Annotated in this window: 18 protein-coding genes, 1 tRNA gene and 1 pseudogene; 11 read left to right on the forward strand and 9 right to left on the reverse strand. The window is 43.7% G+C overall.

Going from position 1 to position 21519, the window contains the following annotated elements; all coding sequences use genetic code 11:
• Positions 1-35: 35 nt before the first annotated feature.
• On the forward strand, positions 36-2099 hold the full coding sequence (locus EHV08_RS02160) for a protein-disulfide reductase DsbD family protein (protein ID WP_126677788.1): 2064 nt from the start codon (positions 36-38) through the stop codon (positions 2097-2099).
• Positions 2100-2401: 302 nt separating this feature from the next.
• Here EHV08_RS02160 and EHV08_RS02165 read toward each other — a convergent pair whose 3' ends face one another.
• On the reverse strand, positions 2402-3007 hold the full coding sequence (locus EHV08_RS02165; RefSeq protein ID WP_126677789.1) for a DUF6359 domain-containing protein: 606 nt from the start codon (positions 3005-3007) through the stop codon (positions 2402-2404).
• Positions 3008-3215: 208 nt separating this feature from the next.
• Between EHV08_RS02165 and miaA the strand changes: the two genes are divergently transcribed.
• The 6 genes and pseudogenes from miaA to EHV08_RS02195 form a co-directional block, all read left to right on the forward strand.
• Positions 3216-4154, forward strand: coding sequence for a tRNA (adenosine(37)-N6)-dimethylallyltransferase MiaA (gene miaA, locus EHV08_RS02170; RefSeq protein WP_126677790.1), 939 nt, complete (start codon positions 3216-3218; stop codon positions 4152-4154).
• An 11-nt stretch (positions 4155-4165) separates the two neighbouring features.
• Positions 4166-5098, forward strand: coding sequence for a diacylglycerol/lipid kinase family protein (locus EHV08_RS02175; RefSeq protein ID WP_126677791.1), 933 nt, complete (start codon positions 4166-4168; stop codon positions 5096-5098).
• Positions 5099-5213: 115 nt separating this feature from the next.
• Positions 5214-7130, forward strand: coding sequence for a glycogen debranching enzyme N-terminal domain-containing protein (locus EHV08_RS02180; protein ID WP_126679392.1), 1917 nt, complete (start codon positions 5214-5216; stop codon positions 7128-7130).
• 8 nt (positions 7131-7138) lie between these two features.
• A complete protein-coding gene (locus tag EHV08_RS02185; RefSeq protein WP_126677792.1) occupies positions 7139-8407 on the forward strand; it encodes a glycosyltransferase family 4 protein in 1269 nt (422 codons plus the stop codon).
• Positions 8408-8504: 97 nt separating this feature from the next.
• The gene (locus tag EHV08_RS02190) at positions 8505-9920 is read left to right on the forward strand and encodes an alpha-amylase (RefSeq protein ID WP_126677793.1); all 1416 of its coding nucleotides are present in this window, start codon (positions 8505-8507) and stop codon (positions 9918-9920) included.
• 352 nt (positions 9921-10272) lie between these two features.
• A pseudogene (locus tag EHV08_RS02195) lies at positions 10273-10497 on the forward strand (DNA-binding protein); the annotation flags it as partial.
• Here EHV08_RS02195 and pyrF read toward each other — a convergent pair.
• The 7 genes from pyrF to EHV08_RS02230 are packed head-to-tail and all read right to left on the reverse strand — an operon-like array spanning position 10495 to position 17265.
• On the reverse strand, positions 10495-11319 hold the full coding sequence (gene pyrF, locus EHV08_RS02200) for an orotidine-5'-phosphate decarboxylase (protein ID WP_126677794.1): 825 nt from the start codon (positions 11317-11319) through the stop codon (positions 10495-10497). The pseudogene EHV08_RS02195 and the gene pyrF overlap by 3 nt on opposite strands.
• 16 nt (positions 11320-11335) lie before the next feature.
• Complete coding sequence (prfA, locus tag EHV08_RS02205; protein WP_126677795.1) at positions 11336-12448, reverse strand: peptide chain release factor 1; 1113 nt, start codon at positions 12446-12448, stop codon at positions 11336-11338.
• Positions 12449-12492: 44 nt separating this feature from the next.
• Positions 12493-13695 (reverse strand): AIR synthase-related protein, encoded by a 1203-nt coding sequence (locus EHV08_RS02210; protein ID WP_126677796.1) that lies wholly within the window; start codon positions 13693-13695, stop codon positions 12493-12495.
• Between the two features lie 44 nt (positions 13696-13739).
• The gene (locus EHV08_RS02215) at positions 13740-14480 is read right to left on the reverse strand and encodes a shikimate dehydrogenase family protein (protein WP_126677797.1); all 741 of its coding nucleotides are present in this window, start codon (positions 14478-14480) and stop codon (positions 13740-13742) included.
• Between the two features lie 45 nt (positions 14481-14525).
• On the reverse strand, positions 14526-15260 hold the full coding sequence (gene ubiE, locus EHV08_RS02220) for a bifunctional demethylmenaquinone methyltransferase/2-methoxy-6-polyprenyl-1,4-benzoquinol methylase UbiE (protein WP_126677798.1): 735 nt from the start codon (positions 15258-15260) through the stop codon (positions 14526-14528).
• A gap of 7 nt (positions 15261-15267) precedes the next feature.
• Complete coding sequence (locus tag EHV08_RS02225; RefSeq protein ID WP_126677799.1) at positions 15268-16248, reverse strand: phosphoribosylaminoimidazolesuccinocarboxamide synthase; 981 nt, start codon at positions 16246-16248, stop codon at positions 15268-15270.
• A 36-nt stretch (positions 16249-16284) separates the two neighbouring features.
• Positions 16285-17265, reverse strand: coding sequence for a PhoH family protein (locus EHV08_RS02230; protein ID WP_126677800.1), 981 nt, complete (start codon positions 17263-17265; stop codon positions 16285-16287).
• A 195-nt stretch (positions 17266-17460) separates the two neighbouring features.
• Here EHV08_RS02230 and EHV08_RS02235 point away from each other — a divergent pair, with 195 nt between their 5' ends.
• Positions 17461-18261 carry a DUF5715 family protein gene (locus tag EHV08_RS02235; protein ID WP_126677801.1) on the forward strand — a complete coding sequence of 267 codons (801 nt, stop codon included), beginning with the start codon at positions 17461-17463 and terminating at the stop codon, positions 18259-18261.
• Positions 18262-18280: 19 nt separating this feature from the next.
• Here the strand turns inward: EHV08_RS02235 and EHV08_RS02240 are convergent, their stop codons facing one another.
• Entirely contained in the window at positions 18281-19093 is an 813-nt protein-coding gene (locus EHV08_RS02240; RefSeq protein WP_126677802.1) for a hypothetical protein, read from the reverse strand.
• A 207-nt stretch (positions 19094-19300) separates the two neighbouring features.
• On the opposite strand from EHV08_RS02240, the gene EHV08_RS02245 reads away from it, so the two are divergent.
• From EHV08_RS02245 to EHV08_RS02255, 3 genes are all read left to right on the forward strand, one after another.
• Positions 19301-20578: a replication-associated recombination protein A gene (locus tag EHV08_RS02245; RefSeq protein WP_126677803.1), complete on the forward strand. Its 1278-nt coding sequence runs from the start codon at positions 19301-19303 to the stop codon at positions 20576-20578.
• Between the two features lie 60 nt (positions 20579-20638).
• Positions 20639-21259 (forward strand): trimeric intracellular cation channel family protein, encoded by a 621-nt coding sequence (locus EHV08_RS02250; protein WP_126677804.1) that lies wholly within the window; start codon positions 20639-20641, stop codon positions 21257-21259.
• A 125-nt stretch (positions 21260-21384) separates the two neighbouring features.
• A tRNA-Arg gene (locus tag EHV08_RS02255) sits at positions 21385-21458 on the forward strand.
• Positions 21459-21519: the final 61 nt, after the last annotated feature.

Genomic DNA, 21519 nt, shown 5'->3' on the forward strand with positions numbered 1-21519 from the left:
AAAAATCTTATAAACCTTAAATATAAAAAACTATTATGTCAAGATTAAAATCTTTATTAGTATTCATCATCGTGGCATTATTTGCAAGCAATGCATCTGCACAGATGATGGGAAAGCCAGTACGATTCAAGGCTGCAAAAAAACAAGTCAATGAAAACACATTCGATGTGCTTTTCACTGCCACTATCGACAAAGGGTGGCATGTTTATGGCATCGGATTGCCGGCAGGAGGTCCTACTTCTGCCAAATTGACTATTGATAAAATCGAGGGTGCGAAAGCCGAGGGCAAAATGAAAGCCATTGGTAAAGAGCACAATGAATTTGATGAAATGTTCGGAATGAAAGTGAGATTCTTTGAGAATAACGTCACTTTCTCACAGCGTTTCAAGGCCACCGGAGGAAAATATAGTGTAAGTGGCCGACTTGAGTATGGTGCATGCAACGACGAGATGTGTCTGCCGCCTACTTCTGTAGATTTCAGTTATAACGGTGATGCGCCGAAAACTGACGACAAAGATGCTCAGGAAGAACAAAAAGAAGATGCTGCTGCAGCCAAAGACAACGCAGAGAATGATGCCGAAGAAAACACTACACTGGCAGATTCTGCCGCCAATGCTGCAAGAACCACTGTTACCACAGGGCAAATATCCGGAGATTTATGGAAGCCGGTGATAGACGAACTGAATGCAATGAACGGAGATTCAGAAAATACATCTTCGCTTTGGAAAATATTCCTTATGGGCTTCCTCGGCGGATTCATTGCTTTGCTGACTCCATGCGTATGGCCTATAATACCGATGACCGTAAGTTTCTTCCTTAAAAGAGCGAAAGACAACAAGCGTAAGGCAATAAGCGATGCAATGACATACGGCCTTTCTATTGTTGTTATTTATGTGACGTTAGGTCTCGCTGTTACAGGACTCTATGGTGCTCAACAACTCAACGACCTTGCCACGAACGCATACATGAACATTTTCTTCTGTGTGCTCCTTGTTGTATTTGCCCTTTCGTTCTTCGGTTGGTTCGAACTTACGTTGCCGTCATCATGGAGTAACAAGTTGGATTCAAAAGCCGGTAAGACCGGTGGATTGCTGGGAATATTCCTCATGGCATTTACCCTCTCAATTGTTTCGTTCTCATGTACCGGTCCTATCATCGGATTCCTGCTTGTCGATTTCTCTACATCAAGTAAGATTTTGGCACCGGCAATCGGAATGTTGGGCTTTGCCATAGCACTCGCCCTGCCGTTTACACTGTTCGCGATGTTCCCTGCTTGGCTGAAACAGGCACCTAAGAGTGGTTCTTGGATGAACACCATTAAAGTAACATTAGGTTTCATAGAACTTGCATTCGCTTTGAAATTCTTCTCTGTGGCCGACCTTGCTTACGGTTGGCATCTGCTCGACCGTGAGGTATTCATAAGTCTGTGGATTATTATCTTCGGAATGCTCGGACTATATCTTTGTGGTATCATGCGTTTCCAAAGCGATATAGAGGGTGGCGATACCAATGCCAAACCGGTGGCAGCGATAATGATTGGTATGATGTCTCTCGCTTTTACTGTTTATATGATACCCGGACTGTGGGGTGCTCCGTGTAAGGCAATCAGTGCGTTTGCACCGCCGATGAATACGCAGGACTTTAATCTGAACACAAAAGTTGTGGAGGCACACTATCTAGATTATGAGGAGGGAATGGCCGAAGCAGCAAAAACAGGTAAACCGGTTCTTCTTGACTTTACAGGATATGGTTGTGTGAACTGTCGTAAGATGGAGGCTGCCGTATGGACAGACCCACAAGTGGCTGACTGTCTGAACAACGACTACATCCTCATCTCGCTTTATGTCGATGATAAAACACCGCTGAAAGAGCCCCTTGAGGTTACAATGCCTAACAATACGAAGAAGATATTGCGCACCGTGGGCGACAAGTGGAGTTATCTCGAAGAAACTAAGTTCGGTTATCTCGCACAGCCGTTCTATGTTACGGTTGATGCTGAAGGAAAACCACTCTCCGGTTCTTTCGTTTACAAAGAGGATATTAAGGGATATTTGGATTTCCTTAATAATGGAATAAAGAAAATGAAAAATGAGAATTGATAATTGAAAAAAAAAAAATGACAATGGACTAAATTTTACGTCCATTGTCATTTTTTATCCCCAATCGTTCATTAAAGCCTGCACAGATTTTGCTTGATTGTTGGTCAGGTAGTCTGTTCCATTATCAAAGATGTAGCGAACTACGGCGAGAAAATAGGGCTGGCAATATGGTAGCAAGCAAGTAAAAGATGTCAGTAAGCGATAAAGTCAATACGAGATGGAGAAATAACAGTCTAATGACTGCAATTCATATTGCAAACTTAGAGATTTGGGTTAAAACTTTCTTCCTGTCTTTTTGTGGATTACTCGAACTCCCAACCATCCGGCTTCTTGATACCTGTAATACCCAGATAAGTGGCACGTTCGCCAAATATGGAAATTCGTTTACCGTAGTTTTTGGGATTATCCACGAGATTGAGTTGCTTTCTCGCTGACGAACCGCTTGGCAATCCAATGCTGATTACATTTCCCTGATATTTCTCTTTTGGATTATCAGCCAGCAGTATAGCCTGCGGATATTTGAAAGGAGGTTCGAAATCGGCATTCTTTATAGACTTTGTGCATGCGCCAACGATATAGCCTGTCACCCATCTCTGTCCTGTAAAATTGTATTTAATGAATTGATTTACGGTCAACTTGTCATTGTCGGTAGGCTGTGTTTCAGTTTCATCGTTGTCATTACCGGTATCACTGCCATCCGAGCCGGAGTCTCCTGACTCATCACCTCCGCCAGTGTCCTTGTCTCCTTTATCAGTGCCGTCATCCTTTTTATTACCGTCGTCTTTGTTGTCAGGAGGCGTTACGGTTTTATTATCTTCGTTCTCTCCATAATAACCTTTCTCGCATGATGTCGTTACAGACAATATAAGAGCGATACATACCATTATCTTTATCATTGTATTTCTCATAACAAATATAGTTTTATGGTTTAACAAATGCAAAAGTAAACAATATTTTTCAAACGACAAAGATGCCGAACGATTTTTCAAAGAAAAAAAATAAACATACGGATGATTACAATTAATTATGAACATATACTTAGATAAAGACAATAATATTTTTTTAGAAATAGGAAAATTCTTTCTTTTTTCAAATAAATTATTTATCTTTGCAAACATGATAACAATACTTGGCCCTACGGCAAGTGGCAAGACAACTCTTGCGGCACATCTTGCGGCACGCATCGGTGGGGAGATAATCTCTGCCGACAGCCGACAAGTGTATCGCCGCATGGACATCGGTACGGGCAAAGACCTTGCCGACTATGTTGTTGACGGAAAGCAGATACCATATCATCTGATTGATATTGCCGAACCGGGGACGAAGTATAATCTCTTCCGCTATCAACAAGATTTCCACAATGCCTACGATGAAATAGTGGGTAGGGGAGCGGAACCGATACTATGTGGAGGTACGGGATTGTATATAGAGGCAGCACTGAAAGGCTATGCTCTCTCTCTTGTGCCGCAGAACGCTGCGCTAAGAGAAAGTCTGGAAGGCAAGACACTCGACGAACTGACAGCAATCCTCCGTGAACTGAAAGCGCGGAATAAAACCACCATGCACAACAAGACCGATTTGGACACGGCGCAACGAGCAATACGCGCGATAGAGATTGAAACATATAATGCTGAGAACCCTACCGAAGAAAGGGACATGCCGAAGATGGATTCGCTCGTTATCGGTGTTGATATAGACCGTGATATGCGCCGAGAAAAAATAACGAAGAGACTGAAACAGAGGCTTGACGAGGGTATGGTGGAAGAGATAAGGGGCATACTTGAAAGTGGTGTGTCGCCCGATGATCTTATATATTACGGACTTGAATATAAGTATGTAACGGAGTATGTTATCGGAAAGACTACTCGCGAAGAAATGTTCGGATCGCTTGAAATTGCAATCCATCAGTTTGCGAAGCGTCAAATGACGTGGTTCAGAGGAATGGAACGCAGAGGGACTGAGATAAAATGGTTGGATGCGAGACTGTCTATGGAGGAAAAGATAGAACGTATTCTAAAATTTAGAAGAGAAAGACAACAGGTGATTTCCGATTAATCGATAAGAATATGGAGAACCGGTCGAGATGGGGCATAGTGTATTGCCCGAAGCATGTTACGCAACGTCGTAATAAATTCTGGGAGAAAGTTGAACACTGTCTTCTGGAGAAGAATGTGGAATACGACTTCGTGCAGAGCGAGAACAGCAAGAGCGTGGAACGTCTGATAACGATGCTAATGAGCAACGGCTACAAAACCATAGTGGTTGTTGGAGGCGATTCTGCACTTAACGATGCGGCCAACTGTTTGATGAAAGCAGAGAAGCATGTACGCGATGAGATTGCTTTAGGACTGATACCGAACGGCGTGATGAATGACTTTGCATCATTTTGGGAAATGGGAGAAGGCGACATAGAGCGACAGATAGAATGGATAATCAAACGTCGCGTGAGAAAAATAGACCTTGGTTGCATCAGATACACAGACAAACAGGGAAATAAGCAGCACCGTTACTTCTTAAACAGTGTTAACGTTGGACTGCTTTCCGATATAATGAACTTACGACAGAAGACCCGTCGTTTCTTAGGTTCGCGAATATTGTCGTTCGTATTCTCTTTCGTATTGTTGATATTCAGGAGGAAAGACTACAAGATGCACATTAAGATAAACAGTGATGTTGTTAAACGCAAGGTGATGACGGTGTGTGTAGGCAATGCTCATGGTTACGGACAGACGCCTAATGCCGTGCCATACAATGGATTGCTTGACGTATCAGTGGTCTATCACCCTGAAGTGATGCAGTTGTTGGAGGGGTTCTATCTTTTCGTATCGGGAAAGATTCTCAACCATAAGAGTGTGCATCCATATCGCACTCGTGAAGTGGAGTTTGTGGGTACGCCCCATGCACCTGTCAATATAGACGGCAGAATGCTTGAAAATATTCATGGAAGTTATCGTGTGGAGGTGGAACAAGAGGTGCTAAACTTCATCATGCCGGACTGATAAGGAATGAAAACATGCACAACCAACAATCATGAAGTTGATTTTCTATGAAAGTGAAATTTATTGTTTTTGAATATATATAAATATGAGTTATCTTCGATTTGAAAAGGCCATGATGACCAACTTGGAGGAGGCATTGACACGCGAGTTGCTGCGTACCAACCGCTCTGGGGCATACTCGTGTTCTACGATTGTGGATTGCAACACGAGTAAATATCATGGTATGCTTGTGGTTCCGATACCCGGACTTGACAACGAGAACCATGTCTTGCTGTCCTCGCTTGATGCCACGGTAGTTCAGCATGGTGCCGAGTTCAATCTTGGTCTGCATAGGTATCAGGGTAACAACTATAGTCCTAATGGACATAAGTATATCCGCGAATTCGACTGCGGCAAAGTTCCTACTACGCTTTACCGTGTCGGTGGGGTGGTGCTAAAGAAAGAAGTGGTGTTCCGACACTATGAAGACTGTATTCTGATACGCTATACCTTGGTTGATGCCCATTCGGCAACAAAACTTCGTTTACGTCCTTTCCTTGCTTTCCGCAGCGTTAGAGAGTTTACTCATGAGAACTCGGTTGCAAGCAGGGACTACCATGACGTGGACAATGGAATATGTACATGTATGTATGCAGGTTACCCTGAACTTTACATGCAGTTCTCAAAGAAGAACAATTTCGTGTTCATGCCCGATTGGTACCGCGCTATGGAATATCCAAAAGACCAAGAGAGAGGATATTCTTCAAACGAAGACCTTTACGTGCCGGGATATTTCGAGATGGACATAAAGAAAGGAGAGAGTGTGGTATTCGCAGCCTCAACAAGCGAGGTGAAGACGCGTTCGCTGAAAACATTATTCGACAAGGAGGTGGAAGAACGTTCTCCGCGAGATAATTTTTTCCATTGTCTCGTGAACGCTGCGCACCAATTCCATAATCGCACGAAAAAAGACGAGAGATATATATTTGCCGGGTATCCGTGGTTCAAATGCCGTGCACGCGACACGTTCATCTCGCTGCCCGGACTGACACTTGCCATTGAGGAACAGCATTATTTTGAACTCGTGATGAAAACGGCGGAGCACGGACTTAGAGAGTTCATGGAAGGCAAGCCGAATACTGTGAAAATATACGAAATAGAGCAACCCGACGTGCCGCTTTGGGCAATATGGGCGATACAACAATATGCAAAGGAGGCCGGCGATGAGAAATGTATAAAGATGTATGGTAAATTGGTGCGCGACATCATTGGATTCATCATTGATGGCAGACATCCAAACCTCACGCTTGAAGAGAATGGACTTTTGCGCACCGATGGTAAGGATAAAGCCGTCACTTGGATGAACTCAACGGTGAATGGGCATCCTGTGATTCCGCGTACAGGATTTATAGTTGAATTCAACGTGCTATGGTATAATGCCTTGAAATTTGCCGCCAAACTTGCTACTTACGACAATTCTGTTGAAGAAGTGAGTTTGTTGGAGGAACGTGCGGAAAAGGCTCGCAAATCTTTTAACGACACTTTCCTTAACGAATACGGCTATCTTTACGATTATGTGGATGACAACGTGTCTGACCTTAGCGTGCGTCCCAACATGATTTTTGCTGTAGCCTTAGACTATTCGCCACTCGACCGCAGTCATCAGAAGTCGGTGCTCGACATTTGTACCCGCGAACTTCTCACTCCGAAGGGATTGCGTTCTCTTTCACCTAAGAGCAATGGGTATAACCCTATGTACGTCGGGTCGCAGTCGGAACGTGACCATGCCTATCATCAGGGCACTGCGTGGCCGTGGCTTGGAGGTTTTTATATGGAGGCATGTCTTAAACTATATAAACAGACGCGCCTTAGTTTTATTGAGCGACAGATGATTGGTTACGAAGATGAAATGCTTATCAACTGTCTCGGTACAATTCCTGAGATGAGCGACGGTAACCCACCTTTCCGTGCACGTGGGGCAATGTCGTTTGCAATGAATGTCGCAGAGATTCTCCGCACCTTGAAGATGCTGGAGAAATATACATATAAATAAGGAAATCTATGAAAGTTTTAATGTTTGGTTGGGAGTATCCTCCACATGTTTTCGGAGGACTTGCCACTGCAAATTACGGAATATCAGAGGGCTTGAAAGCGCAGGGCGATATAGAAACGGCTCTATGTCTGCCAAAGCCTTTCGGCGATGAGAGCACTCATGCGGCGCGTATCATTGCCATGAATGCAGTGCCAATTGCCTATCGTGACGTGGACTACGAATACGTGAAGGGGCGTGTGGGCAAAATTATGGCTCCCGAATATTACTATCGTCTGCGCGAGCATATATATGCTGATTTCAACTATATGCACGTGAATGACCTTGGTGCAATGGAATTTGCGGGAGGTTATCCCGAAAATCTGCACGAGGAGATAAATAACTACTCTGTCATTGCCGGAGTTGTGGCACGCACCGAGGAGTTTGACATAATTCATGCGCATGATTGGTTGACCTATCCGGCAGGCATACATGCAAAGAATGTAAGCGGAAAACCTCTCTGTATTCATGTCCATGCAACCGATTTCGACCGTTCGCGCGGAAATGTAAACCCTACGGTATATAGCATGGAGAAGAACGGTATGGACAATGCCGACTGCATAATGTGTGTTTCAGAACTCACCCGTCAGACCGTCATTAACCACTATCACCAAGATCCACGCAAGTGTTACACTGTGCATAACGCCGTTTATCCGCTGCGACAGGAACTGCAAGACATCCCGCGTCCCGACCATACAGGTAAGGAAAAAGTAGTTACTTTTCTCGGACGCATCACGATGCAGAAAGGGCCTGAATATTTTGTTGAGGCAGCCAACATGGTACTGCACCGCACACGCAACGTGCGTTTCTGCTTCGCCGGCTCAGGTGATATGATGGAGGCAATGATAAACCTTGCTGCAGAACGCGGCATTGCCGACCGATTCCATTTCCCCGGTTTCATGCGTGGAAAGCAGGTGTATGAGTGCTTGAAAGCATCTGATGTATATGTCATGCCGTCGGTTTCCGAACCTTTCGGCATCTCTCCGCTGGAAGCAATGCAGTGCGGTACGCCTACCATCATATCCAAGCAGAGCGGTTGTGCGGAAATTCTTGAAAACTGTATAAAGGTTGACTATTGGGACATACATGCGCTTGCCGATGCCATCTACTCTATCTGTAACAATGAGAGTCTGTTCAGGTATCTTCAGGAAGAGGGGAAACGTGAGGTGGACACGATTACATGGGAGAAAGTGGGAGCATGGATTCGCACGCTCTACCGCCGTACACTCGGTTGGGAATAGTATCGTTCAAAAGTAGAAGAATAAGGAAAATAAACACAAATATGAAAGCCCATGCCCCGTTACGGCTTCCCAAAAGGGATAAAAGGGGGATTAACGTATGAAAACAATATGCTTATATTTTGAGATACACCAGATTATACATCTCAAACGTTACCGTTTTTTCGACATCGGTACAGACCATTATTATTATGATGACTATGAGAACGAGCGCACTATAGGCGACATCGTGGAGCGTTCATATATTCCGGCACTAAATGTGTTGGGAGAGATGATACGCGACTCGGAGGGATATTTCAAGGTGGCATTCTCGCTTTCGGGAGTAGGTATGGAACAACTTGAGATGCATGCACCTGAAGTTCTTGAGAAATTACAGGAACTCAATGGCACGGGATGCGTGGAGTTTCTCGCCGAACCTTATAGTCATGGTCTTTCATCACTTGCCAACGAGGCTGCCTTTGCTGCCGATGTGAAAAAACAAGCAGAAAAGGTAGAGCAATACTTCGGCAGAAAGCCCACCGTAATGCGTAACTCGTCGCTAATCTATTCTGATGATATAGGAGCACAGGTCGCGGCACTTGGTTTCAAAGGAATGCTCACCGAGGGGGCAAAACATATACTCGGATGGAAATCACCGCACTATGTGTATAACTGTTCTCTCGCTCCGGCATTGAAACTTCTGCTTCGTGACGTGGAACTTTCTGACGACATATCGCTGCGTTTCAGCAACACCGAGTGGGAGAAATATCCTCTCTTTGCCGATGATTACGTTGAGCGAATAGCGCGCCTGTCAGAAGAGAAGCAGGTTATAAATATATTCATGGAACTATCGGCTCTTGGTGTGGCACAGCCGTTGTCGTCAAACATTCTTGAGTTTATGCGGGCAATACCGGTGTATGCAAAACAGAGAGGCATCACTTTCTCAACACCATCGGAGGTAATATCGAAAACCAAGAGTGTCGGCCCAATAAACGTATCAGACCCCATGTCGTGGGTAAATGAAGAACGCGACATTTCTGCCTGGCTTGGCAATGTAATGCAGCGTGAGGCTTTCAACAAACTATATAGTATTGCCGATCGTGTGCGAATTGCAAATGACCCTAAGATTAACCAAGACTGGGACTATCTGCAGGCATCTAACAATTTCCGTTTCATGACCACAAAGTCATCGATTATCGGGCTCGACCGTGGAATATACAGTTCTCCGTTTGATGCATTCACAAACTACATGAATGTGCTTGGCGATTTCATTAACCGTGTCAACAGCCTTTACCCCGATGAGATAGATAATGAAGAACTCAACTCTCTGCTCACCACAATAAAGAATCAAGGCGACGAAATAACAATGAAAGAAAAGGAGATTGTGAGGTTGCAGGCAAAAGTGGAGAAACTTCAAACTGCCGAGGAACGACTGAAACTACAACTTGATAAGGTTGAAAATAAAAGGTCTGCAGTCAAGAAATCTACAGAAAAGAAGACTGTAAAAAAGAATACCACGGCAAAGAAAGATAACTAAATCGCGAAATGAATATCCGGAAATAGTTGTTATATGCCATTTCGCTATGTATAACAATCAAATATAATTATAAAATGGTGAAGGATATTTGTTCCTCCACCATTTTATCTTATATAACCGCCTCTTAAAAAACTCAAGAGGACAACTTGCACGAGGAGTCCTTATGGGAGTGCACAAGGAGTCCTTATAGGAGTACACGAGGAGTCCTTATAGGAGTGCACGAGGAGTCCTTATAGGAGTGCACGAGGAGTCCTTATAGGAGTGTGAAAGCAGATGCGGAACAATGATATTAACGGGATGCCGCTCCAAGGCGAACTACACCCTTTTTTCATAACTTAAAACAACAAACAATATGCCGGTATTCAATGTGATTGAAAGCATCATGCACATAGGGCCGCGCAAGGGACAGAAGGCCTATTGTGCCGTGCAGAAGGCTCCGCTGAAGTTCTCCTCGAAATGATTCGTGGAGCGCATCGTCAGGGAAACGTCATTGAGCGAGGGCGACGTGAGGAACGTCATCGTCACGCTGCGCAACATCGTCATAGTGATTGTCACCCTCGGCGGCTCGCTCGACTTATTTGAAAGATGGTAACAGAGCCTGCATCTGCTGCTGAACCTCTTCTGCCTTGCTTGCCGCAACTTCTGCGAAATCGTTGCCGGAAGAGGCATATATTATACCGCGCGACGAGTTGACAAGCAGACCGCAGTCGTCTGTCATTCCGAAACGGCACACCTCTTCGAGCGAACCTCCTTGTGCACCGATGCCTGGCACGAGGAGGAAACTGTGCGGTGCAATGCGTCTCACATTCTCGAACATTCTGCCCTGTGTTGCTCCGACCACGAACATGAGATTTTCATCATTTCCCCATTCCTGTGCTTTCCGAAGCACCTTTTCAAACAGTTTCTCACCGCTTTTGTCTTCTGTGAGTTGTAAATCGTAACTACCCTTGTTGCTCGTCAGTGCCAGCAGCACCACCCATTTACCATCGTAGCCGAGGAACGGTGCAACACTGTCTTCTCCCATGTAAGGTGCCACGGTGAGTGCATCGATATCGTATTCCTCAAAGAAAGTACGTGCATACATCGCACTCGTGTTACCTATGTCTCCACGTTTTGCATCTGCAATAATGAAGTGTTCGTGATAATTTTTCTTAAGATATTCAACTGTCTTTTCAAAGGCAATCATTCCCTTTATTCCGGCAGCCTCGTAGAATGCGAGATTAGGTTTGTATGCCACGCAGTATGGGGCGGTGGCATCTATTATCGCCTTGTTGAAATCGAAGATAGGGTCATCGTTGTCAAGCAGTGACTTCGGTATTTTCTTAATATCGGTATCTAATCCGATGCATAGGAACGATTTCTTTTTGAAAATCTGTTCTGTAATCTCTTTTCTTGTCATTGTCTTTCCTATGAGGTTATAGTTCGTTTTCTTTCATTCTTTCGGCATTCTCGGCAACCATCAGTGCATCAATCATTGGCTGTATGTCTCCACCGAGAAATCCTTGCAGGTCGTGGGTTGTGAAGCCGATGCGGTGGTCGGTGACACGTCCCTGCGGGAAGTTGTAGGTGCGTATCTTTGCACTACGGTCGCCGCTTGACACGAGGCTCTTTCTGCGACTTGCTATGTCATCGACATACTTCTGGTGTTCCTTATCGTAGATGAACGTGTATAGACGTGACAATGCGCGTTCCTTGTTCTTTGGCTGGTCGCGCGTTTCGGTACATTCTATCAGAATTTCCTCCGTCTCTCCGGTGTTCGGATTCTTCCACATATATCTCAGTCTGACACCGGATTCCACCTTGTTTACATTCTGTCCGCCCGCTCCCGAGCTTCTGAATGTGTCCCATTTTATCTCTCCTTCGTTGATGTTCACCTCAAATTTGTCAGCCTCAGGCAGCACCGCCACTGTTGCAGCAGATGTCTGCATTCTTCCATTAGACTCGGTTACGGGCACTCTTTGCACACGATGCACTCCCGACTCATATTTTAGCGTGCCATAAACATCTGACCCCGATACGGCGAAGTCTATTTCCTTATATCCTCCTACTGCACCCTCATTGAAGTCGGTCACAGAAAGTTGCCAACCTTTAGATTCGCAATAACGCTTATACATCAGGAACAAGTCGCCGGCAAAGAGACAAGCCTCGTCGCCACCCGTTCCGGCACGTATCTCCATCTGTACGTTCTTGCTGTCCTCCGGATCCTTTGGTATCAGTGCAATCTTTATTTCTTCTTCCAGTTTCGGTTGCAGTTGCTCGTTAAGCGAAAGCTCCTCTCTTGCCATCTCTTTCATTTCAGGGTCGCTCTCGTTTGCAAGGATGTCCTTTGCTTCTTTTATTCCGTTCAGACAGTCGATGTATCGTTTTCTTGCGTTCATGATGTCTCCGAGATCCTTGTATTCCTTGGTGAGTTTCACGAACCTTTTCCGGTCAGCAATCACTGCCGGATCGGTAATTAGAGTTGTAACTTCTTCGTAGCGAGCCTCAAGGCCATCGAGTTTTTGTAGTATATTGTTATTCTCTGTCATTGTCGTTATGGGGTGTGGGTAAGTGATACGTTTTTATTGTGTTATTAATAATCGAATTCTCCGAACTCGCTCTTTATGGTGAGACTCTTACGACCCTCTTCGATATGTCCCACAATCTGTGCATCGATGTTGAAATTTCCTGCTATTTCAATCACGCGGTCGGCATCTTCAGGATTAAGGTAAACTTCCATGCGGTGTCCCATGTTGAATACCTTATACATCTCTTTCCAGTCTGTTCCGCTTTGTTCCTTTATAAGTTGGAAAAGCGGTGGAACATCGAACATGTTATCTTTAATCACGCGACAGTTGTCTCCTACGAAATGAAGAACCTTTGTTTGTGCCCCGCCTGTGCAATGCACCATTCCGTGTATTCTGCCTCGCATATAGTCGAGCATTTTCCTTATCACCGGTGCGTATGTTCTGGTTGGTGATAGTACCAACTGACCTGCGGTTATCTTCTGTGAAATTTCCTGTGAGTCGGGAGTTCTGTATTTTACTGATACCGGAGTTTCAAGTTTGCAGGCACCGCTATATACCAGTCCTTCCGGCACTCTGTGGTCGAAACTGTCCGGATATTTCTCCGCAAGATATTTTGAGAACACATCGTGGCGTGCCGATGTAAGTCCGTTGCTTCCCATTCCGCCGTTGTATCGCTTTTCGTATGATGCCTGTCCTGTGGAAGATAGACCTACGATTACGTCACCGGGACGTATGTTAGCGTTGTCGATTACTTCACTTCGTTTCATTCGGCATGTCACGGTGGAATCTACTATAATCGTTCTTACGAGGTCACCAACATCTGCCGTCTCGCCTCCGGTTGGGTGTATTCCTATTCCTGATGCTCTGAGTTCTGCAAGCAATTCGTCTGTTCCGTTGATTATTGCCGATATAACTTCTCCGGGAATAAGCATCTTGTTACGCCCGATAGTGCTTGACACAAGAATGTTATCCACCGCACCAATACACAGAAGGTCGTCGGTATTCATCACTATTGCGTCTTGGGCAATTCCTTTCCATACGGATAGGTCGCCGGTTTCTTTCCAGTACATATACGCAAGGCTTGACTTCGTCCCTGCTCCGTCTGCATGCATTATGTTGCAATATTCCGGGTCTCCGCCGAGGATGTCGGGGATTATCTTGCAGAATGCAAATGGAAAAATTCCTTTGTCAATGTTCTTTATCGCGTTGTGTACGTCTTCTTTTGCCGCACTCACTCCGCGCATCATATATCTTTCTGAACTATTCATTTATGTTTCTTATATGAGTGATTCTTTAAAAATTATCTGTCTTTCTATCCATGCCAGAACTCCCATGATGCAAATGCTTGCAGTAGTAGCATTTCAAGTCCGTTCTTTATCGTAGCACCTCTTTCTGCACCTTTCTCCATAAAGAGTGTAAAGTCCGGGTTATATAGAAGGTCGTAGAGTATGTTGTGCTCGTCAATTGCTTCGTATGGCAGGTTAGGGCATTCGTCGGTGTGCGGATACATGCCGCATGGAGTGCAGTTGACAATGACGTTATACTCTTTCATCATTTCAGGAGTGATATTGTCGTATCTTACTGTTCCGGGACGATTGAAGCGACTTACGAACATTGTTTCAAGGCCGAGGGATTTCAGTCCGTAGTCAACAGCCTTTGATGCGCCTCCTGTTCCGAGTATCATCGCTTTCTTATGACAACTCTCCAGCATCGGTTCGATGCTCTTGGTGAATCCTATAACATCGCTATTGAAACCTTTCAGTATGGTTTTGCTGCCTTTACGACTTACCCTTATCACGTTCACCGCCCCGATGGATTTTGCCTCCGGGCTGATACTGTCAAGAAATGGTATCACTTTTTCTTTGTAAGGTCTTGTCACGTTAAGTCCTTTCAGTTCCGGATTTCTTGCCAGTACTTCTGCCAAGTCGTCTATCGAGGGAATCTCGAAGTTGATGTAGCGCGCGTTGATTCTCTCATTCTCGAACTTCGCATTGAAGTAATTTTGTGAGAACGAATGCACCAAAGGGTATCCTATCAAACCATACTTGTCCATAATGTCTTATCAATAATATATATTAATGTGGCTTATATGAAAATTTTACTTCGTTGCCAGATACAGTGTGCATACTCCGAATGTGAGTCTTTTGAATTTCGCCTCTCGGAATCCGGCTTTCTTTAATACACCTATCATTGTCTCACCTTGTGGGAATGCCTCGATAGTAGCCGTGAGATATTTGTATGCGCTTTGGTCTTTTGAAATCAGTTTACCATAGATTGGCAGTATCGTGTGACTATATATCCGAAACAGTTGTTTCATTGGAAAGTTCACGGGTTGCGATAGTTCAACGACGCTCAGATGTCCTCCCGGTTTCAGTACACGACACATTTCGCCAAGTCCTTTGTCGAGGTCTTTGAAGTTCCTTATTCCGAACGCTGCTGTAACGGCATCAAAAGTATTGTCGGCGAATGTGAGTTTCAAGCAATCTTCTTTTTTGAAAGATATTATATTTTCAAGCGAGGCTTGCTTAACTTTCTTCTTTCCTATTTCCATCATGCCCTCGGAGATGTCTGCACCGATGAGCGAAACAGGTCGGAGCATCTGTGCTGCCAGTATTGCGAAATCACCGGTACCGGTGGCTATGTCGAGCATTTTTTGCGGCTTGTATTCAGATAGTTGAGTTATCGCTTTCTGTCTCCATCCCTTGTCAATGTCTAACGATAGACGGTGATTTAAGGTGTCGTAGGTGGGGGCTATGTTGTCAAACATCTCCTCCACCTGCTTTGTTTTGTCCTCGCCTTGATTGTAAGGCTTTATCGTTTCTTGTTTATACACTGAATGATTATTTGCGTGTCGCGAGATATTCACTCACGTTCTTTTCTATACGTTCTGCTATGCCATTGCTTCCGGAAGCATCACAACAGCAAGAACATCCTTTTTCTGTGCGATCAAACTTTTCTCCTGTTATATGCTCGTAGAGTTCGATATAACGTTCGCTCACACTTTCGGCATATTCATCGGTTATTTCTGGCATCACCTGTCCGGGTTCGTTCATGAAATTGTGTTCTATGAGCCATTGTCTAACAAACTCTTTCGACAGTTGACGTTGAGGTTCGCCATTTGCCAGTTTCTCTTCATATCCATCAGCATAGAAATACCTGCTTGAGTCGGGTGTATGTATTTCGTCAATCAGATACACTTTTCCATCACGCTTACCGAACTCGTATTTAGTATCTACAAGAATCAGTCCATGCTTTTCTGCAATTTCCTGTCCGCGTGCAAAAATTCTGCGGGTGTAGTCTTCCATCACCTCATAGTCTTCTTTTGATACCAAGCCTTGTGCAATGATTTCTTCTTTTGAGATATTCATATCATGACCTTCGTCTGCTTTGGTAGTCGGGGTTATGATTGGTTCTGGGAATTTCTCGTTCTCACGCATACCATCTGGCAGTTTCACTCCGCACAGTTCGCGGCATCCGTTCTTGTATTCGCGCCATGCAGAGCCTGTCAGTATGGAGCGGATAATCATTTCCACGCGGAATCCTTCGCATTTCAATCCCACAGTTACCATTGGGTCGGGCGTAGCAAGTTTCCAATTGGGACAGATATCTGTCGTAGTGTCAAGGAACTTTGCTGCAATCAAGTTTAACACCTGACCTTTAAACGGAATGCCTTTAGGCAATACTACATCGAAAGCCGAAATCCTGTCGGTGGCAATCATTACGAGTAAGTCGTCATTGATGTTATACACATCTCGCACCTTACCATGATAAACACTCTTCTGTCCTTCGAAATGAAAATCTGTCGTTGTTAATGCTTTCATTTTTTTATTTATGATTTACGAGTTACAAATTACTTTTTAACTTTGAACTGAGGATTTCTTGTCTTTCTCCTTTAATGCCTTATCTTTGTCGTGAGCCTCATAGGCATTCACTATTCTTGTCACGAGTTTATGACGTACAATGTCTTTCTTGCCAAGTTCGATAAATGAAATTCCTTCCACTCCTTTCAGTATTCTCATTGCCTCGCGTAGTCCGCTATGCGTGTCGTTCGGTAGGTCAATCTGGGTCATGTCTCCCGTGATAATCATTTTGGTGTTCCAACCCATTCTTGTGAGAAACATTCTTAACTGTGCAGAAGTGGTGTTTTGCGCTTCGTCGAGAATTACTACGGCATCGCTTAGAGTTCTTCCGCGCATAAACGCAAGTGGGGCAATCTGTATTATGTGCTTATCCATCATGTCCTGTAATTTCACCGCCGGAATCATGTCTTCAAGAGAGTCATACAATGGTTGTAGGTATGGGTCAATTTTGTCTTTCATATCACCCGGTAGAAAGCCGAGTTTTTCACCGGCTTCCACAGCAGGCCTTGAGAGAATTATCTTCTTTGCTTGTTTCTCCTTCATTGCTCTTACGGCAAGCGCAATGCTGAGATATGTTTTTCCTGTTCCAGCTGGTCCAACGGCGAATATCATGTCATTGTCGTCGAAAGCATCAACGAGTTTCTGCTGATTTTCGCTACGTGCTTTTATAGGACGGCCTGATATGCTGTATGCAACAACATCTTTTACCGCATCGCCTTTTGTTTTTCTGCCGTTGGCGATGTCGAGAATGTCCTCCTCGCTTATGGCGTTGAATTTTAGAACATGAAGGCGCATTGCCTCTATTGAGGTCTCGAACAGACTCATTTGCTCGGTGTCACCAATTACGCGTAACACATTGTCGCGTGCAACGATACGCAATTTTGGAAAGAGCGCTTTTATCATCTGAAGATGATTGTTGCCAACACCGTAGAACACTACGGGATCTATATCTTCGAGTACTATATGTTTCTCTGTCACGTTATATTTTCCTTGACTGGATTTTAGTATTATTATAAAAATAATAAGGTGTAAAACTCAAGTGCAAAAGTACAAAAATAATTCCAAATCACGCTTTCTTTCTTTTTATTTTATGCTTTGTCTTACAACTTTTGAATAAAAACAATAAAAATATCAGATAAAACCATTAACTTTGTACCTCGAAATTTGCTTTTTATGAAGTTTTATATTACCAAGAATAGGTTTTTGGGAGGTTTTGGGATAGTGGTCATTCTGCTAGCCCTTGTGCGTTGCATTTTTCCTGATATTGCAACACCTGTGGCAAAGGTGCATGGAGGCGATGGAAACGACAGTGCAATTGTGGCTGAGGCGAAACATGACAACACTAATTCTGAAATGACAGAACAAGAAACGAAGCCATTGAGTGTCAACTCAACAAAGTTCTTTGATGATTCGGGAAATTTGCTGAAACATAAAATTCTCAGCGTTAGAAACTATAACGAAGCCTTTCCTGATTCAAATGCTTTGCAGTTGCTTTCTGCCCAAAAATGGGGTGTAAAACCGGTGGAACATCGCGCAGATGCCGAAAACGCTAAGACCGGACTTGTATATATCGGTGCCAATCCTTATTACAATATAGACCCTATGAGGCAGAGTATTCCTTATCTTGTTCCGCGTGCCGCAGAACTTCTGAACGATATTGGCCGGATTTTCTTTGACAGCCTTCAGATAAAAGGGCTTCCGTTGAATCGTTTCATTGTGACAAGTGCAACGCGTACACGTGAAGATGTGGCGAAACTTCGCCGTCATAACAGAAATGCAACAGAGAATAGTTGCCACATGTATGGCACTACTTTCGACATATCATATACAAGATATAATCCCGTTTCAGAGTCTGTCGGTAATGATAAGTTGAAATGGGTTCTATCAGAAGTGTTGCGCGATATGCGTGAGAATGGTCGTTGTTATGTAAAATATGAAGTTAAGCAGAGTTGTTTTCACATCACTACAAGATGATAATTGTTGGCAAAATTGTTTAATAATCGTCGTCCTCAACGATTTCTGCTGCCTCAAGCGATAATGATTCCGGATCTTCTTCAATGGTAGTGCGATAACTTTCCTCGGTGAGTTTGTCTTCGTCGTAATCGTCTTCATCATCGATTTTATGGTAGTTGTCAACTATCTCTTCATCGGCATCCTCATCCATAGTGTCATTGTCGGGCGTATCAAAATCTTCGTCATCTATGTCGAATTTCATGCGCTTATGCTCCACTTTTGGTTTTTCTTTTGCGAAAATAGCCTCCACCCAATTACCTTTTGGAATCTCAAGAACTTCAAAACCGTCCTCAACTTTCTTTTCATACATTCCTCCTTTTTTGTGCAGACGATCCATCGGAAGGGTGGTGGTACTTATGTCGAAACCGTGCTGAATGATGTCCTGAATGCTTTGTGAAAGCGAATCCCAACCTCCACCGAAATTTCTTTCGAGCACTTCGATAAGTTTAGCGGCAGAAATATGCCCGATGTTCTCGTATGTAAGGTCTGTCACTCTCATTATAGAGTGCTTCTTGATTGCAAGTTTCAATTTGCCATTTTCGTCCGAAGATACTTGGGCTACCTTGAAACCTTTAGCCTCATAACTTTTTATTACTTCTGGTTTGTCTATTTTTACTTCCTCAATATCGAAAGCACTCTTAATAATATCCTTGTAGTGACGCACGTTGTCTTTCAAGTCAGCATCTTTTTCTGCAACTTCGAGCATACGGAAAATGTCATTCTCCTGAACATCCCATACATTATTTTTATTTAATGTTTTCAGTGTCAATGTGTTATTTGTGATTTCTTTCATAATGATTTTAAAATATCAATATTAATTTTTTATTCTCCTTCACCCTTTGCCGGCTTTTTGTCGGACAATGGTTGGTTTTCGTCTGCAAAAATACTATATCAAAATTCTATTTGCAAGTTTTTAAATGAAAAAAAACGATTACAATGAAAAAAACACCTGTCTCCTTTCTTATTTACGTTTTTATTTCTTAATTTTGCATAATATAATATGGCAGAACCGTTGGCAGAAAGGATGCGACCTCGCTCTCTTGATGACTATATAGGTCAGAAGCATTTGGTTGGTGAGGATGCCGTCTTGCGTCGAATGATCGATGCAGGACGCATATCTTCTTTTATATTATGGGGACCGCCGGGAGTAGGAAAAACAACATTGGCACAGATAATAGCCAATAAGTTGGAAACTCCATTCTATACTTTGAGTGCTGTTACGAGCGGAGTTAAAGACGTTCGTGAAGTTATAGAGAAGGCCAGGAATGGACGTTTTTTCAATTCTGCAAGTCCTATTCTCTTCATTGACGAGATTCATCGTTTCAGTAAAAGTCAGCAAGACTCGTTGCTTGGTGCTGTGGAGAAAGGCGTGGTGACACTTATCGGTGCAACAACGGAAAACCCATCTTTTGAAGTGATACGCCCACTGTTATCCCGTTGTCAGTTGTATGTTTTAAAACCGCTTGACAAGGAAGATTTACTTCACTTATTGCACCATGCCATAGAGAATGACATTGAACTTAAAAAGCGGAAAATAGAACTTCTTGAGACTGCTGCAATGTTGCGTTACAGTGGTGGAGACGCGCGTAAATTGCTCAATATCCTTGAACTTGTTGTAGAGGCATCACCAATTGGTGAAGATGTTGTCATTACCGATGATGTTGTTGTCAACCGTCTGCAACAAAATCCTCTTGCCTATGATAAAGATGGTGAGATGCACTATGATATTATTTCCGCCTTCATAAAGAGTATTCGTGGAAGTGACCCTGATGCCGCACTATATTGGATGGCGCGTATGATTGAGGGAGGTGAAGACCCACAGTTCATTGCACGCCGCATGGTAATAAGTGCATCTGAGGATATAGGACTGGCAAATCCTAATGCCTTGCTTCTTGCCAATGCTGCTTTCGATGCCGTGATGAAAATAGGCTGGCCGGAAGGAAGAATACCGCTTGCCGAGTGTGCCATATATCTTGCAACATCACCGAAGAGCAATTCTGCATACATGGCAATAGATAAAGCACTTGATGTAGTGAGAAAGACCGGCAACCAACCGGTGCCGCTACATCTTCGTAATGCTCCGACCAAACTGATGGCAGAACTTGGTTATAGCGATGGGTACAAATATTCCCATGATTATCCGGATAATTTTGTCACGCAAGATTTTCTGCCTGAAGAACTTGGCAATGAGCGTTTCTGGCACGCACAGCATTCTCCATCGGAGGAGAAACTTTACCAACGTATGTTGCAGTGCTGGGGCGAACGCTTCAAGGTTTAAATTTATGCTTTGCAGGAAATGCAACCTGCTCCTTTTATTGATAAATAATCATATCTTCAAATGGAAACATTCATACAGATAATAGAGTTCTTAGGAACATTCGCAGCGGCGATTTCCGGTGTAAGACTTGCTGCTGCCAAGGAGTTCGATTGGTTTGGCGGATATGTAGTAGGGCTTGCCACTGCCATCGGCGGAGGAACGTTGCGCGATGTAATGATTGATGCCACGCCATTCTGGATGACTAAGAGTATATATATAATATGTACGGGAATAGCACTTATAGTGGTATTGATATTCAAGAAATATCTTGTTAGGCTAAATAACACATGGTTTATATTTGATACTTTCGGCCTTGCTTTCTTTACTGTTGCCGGAATACAGAAATCGTTGATGTATGGTTTTCCGTTTTGGGTTGCCATAATCATGGGTTGCATAACAGGAGCTGCGGGCGGAATAGTGCGCGATGTGCTTATAAACGAGATTCCGCTTATATTTAGGAAAGAGATTTATGCCCTTGCCAGCATTGCTGGTGGATTACTTTTCCTGTTGTTGTCTATAGTCGGAGTTAGTGATGCCATTTGCGCAATTGTTTGCTTTTTGATTGTAGTACTTGTTCGTGTGCTTGCAGTAAAATATCGCATCAGTTTGCCTCATCTTAAGGCAGAAGATCTGGAGAGATAGTTCCTTAACTATGTCTTAATATTGGTTTTTTGTGAACTTTTTAATGGTTTTTTTGAAAAAAAACCGTGAAATGTTTTGTTGTTATCAAAAAACAATGTACCTTTGCACACGCATTTCAGAAATGAGGCTCCGTAGCTCAACTGAATAGAGCATCTGACTACGGATCAGAAGGTTGTGGGTTTGAATCCCGCCGGAGTCACAAAACGAGGTTGGTATTACCAATCTCGTTTTTTTTTATTTAAAATTATTACTGATGCGAT

It is taken from the genome of Prevotella koreensis (assembly GCF_003977605.1).
GTDB lineage: Bacteria > Bacteroidota > Bacteroidia > Bacteroidales > Bacteroidaceae > Prevotella > Prevotella koreensis.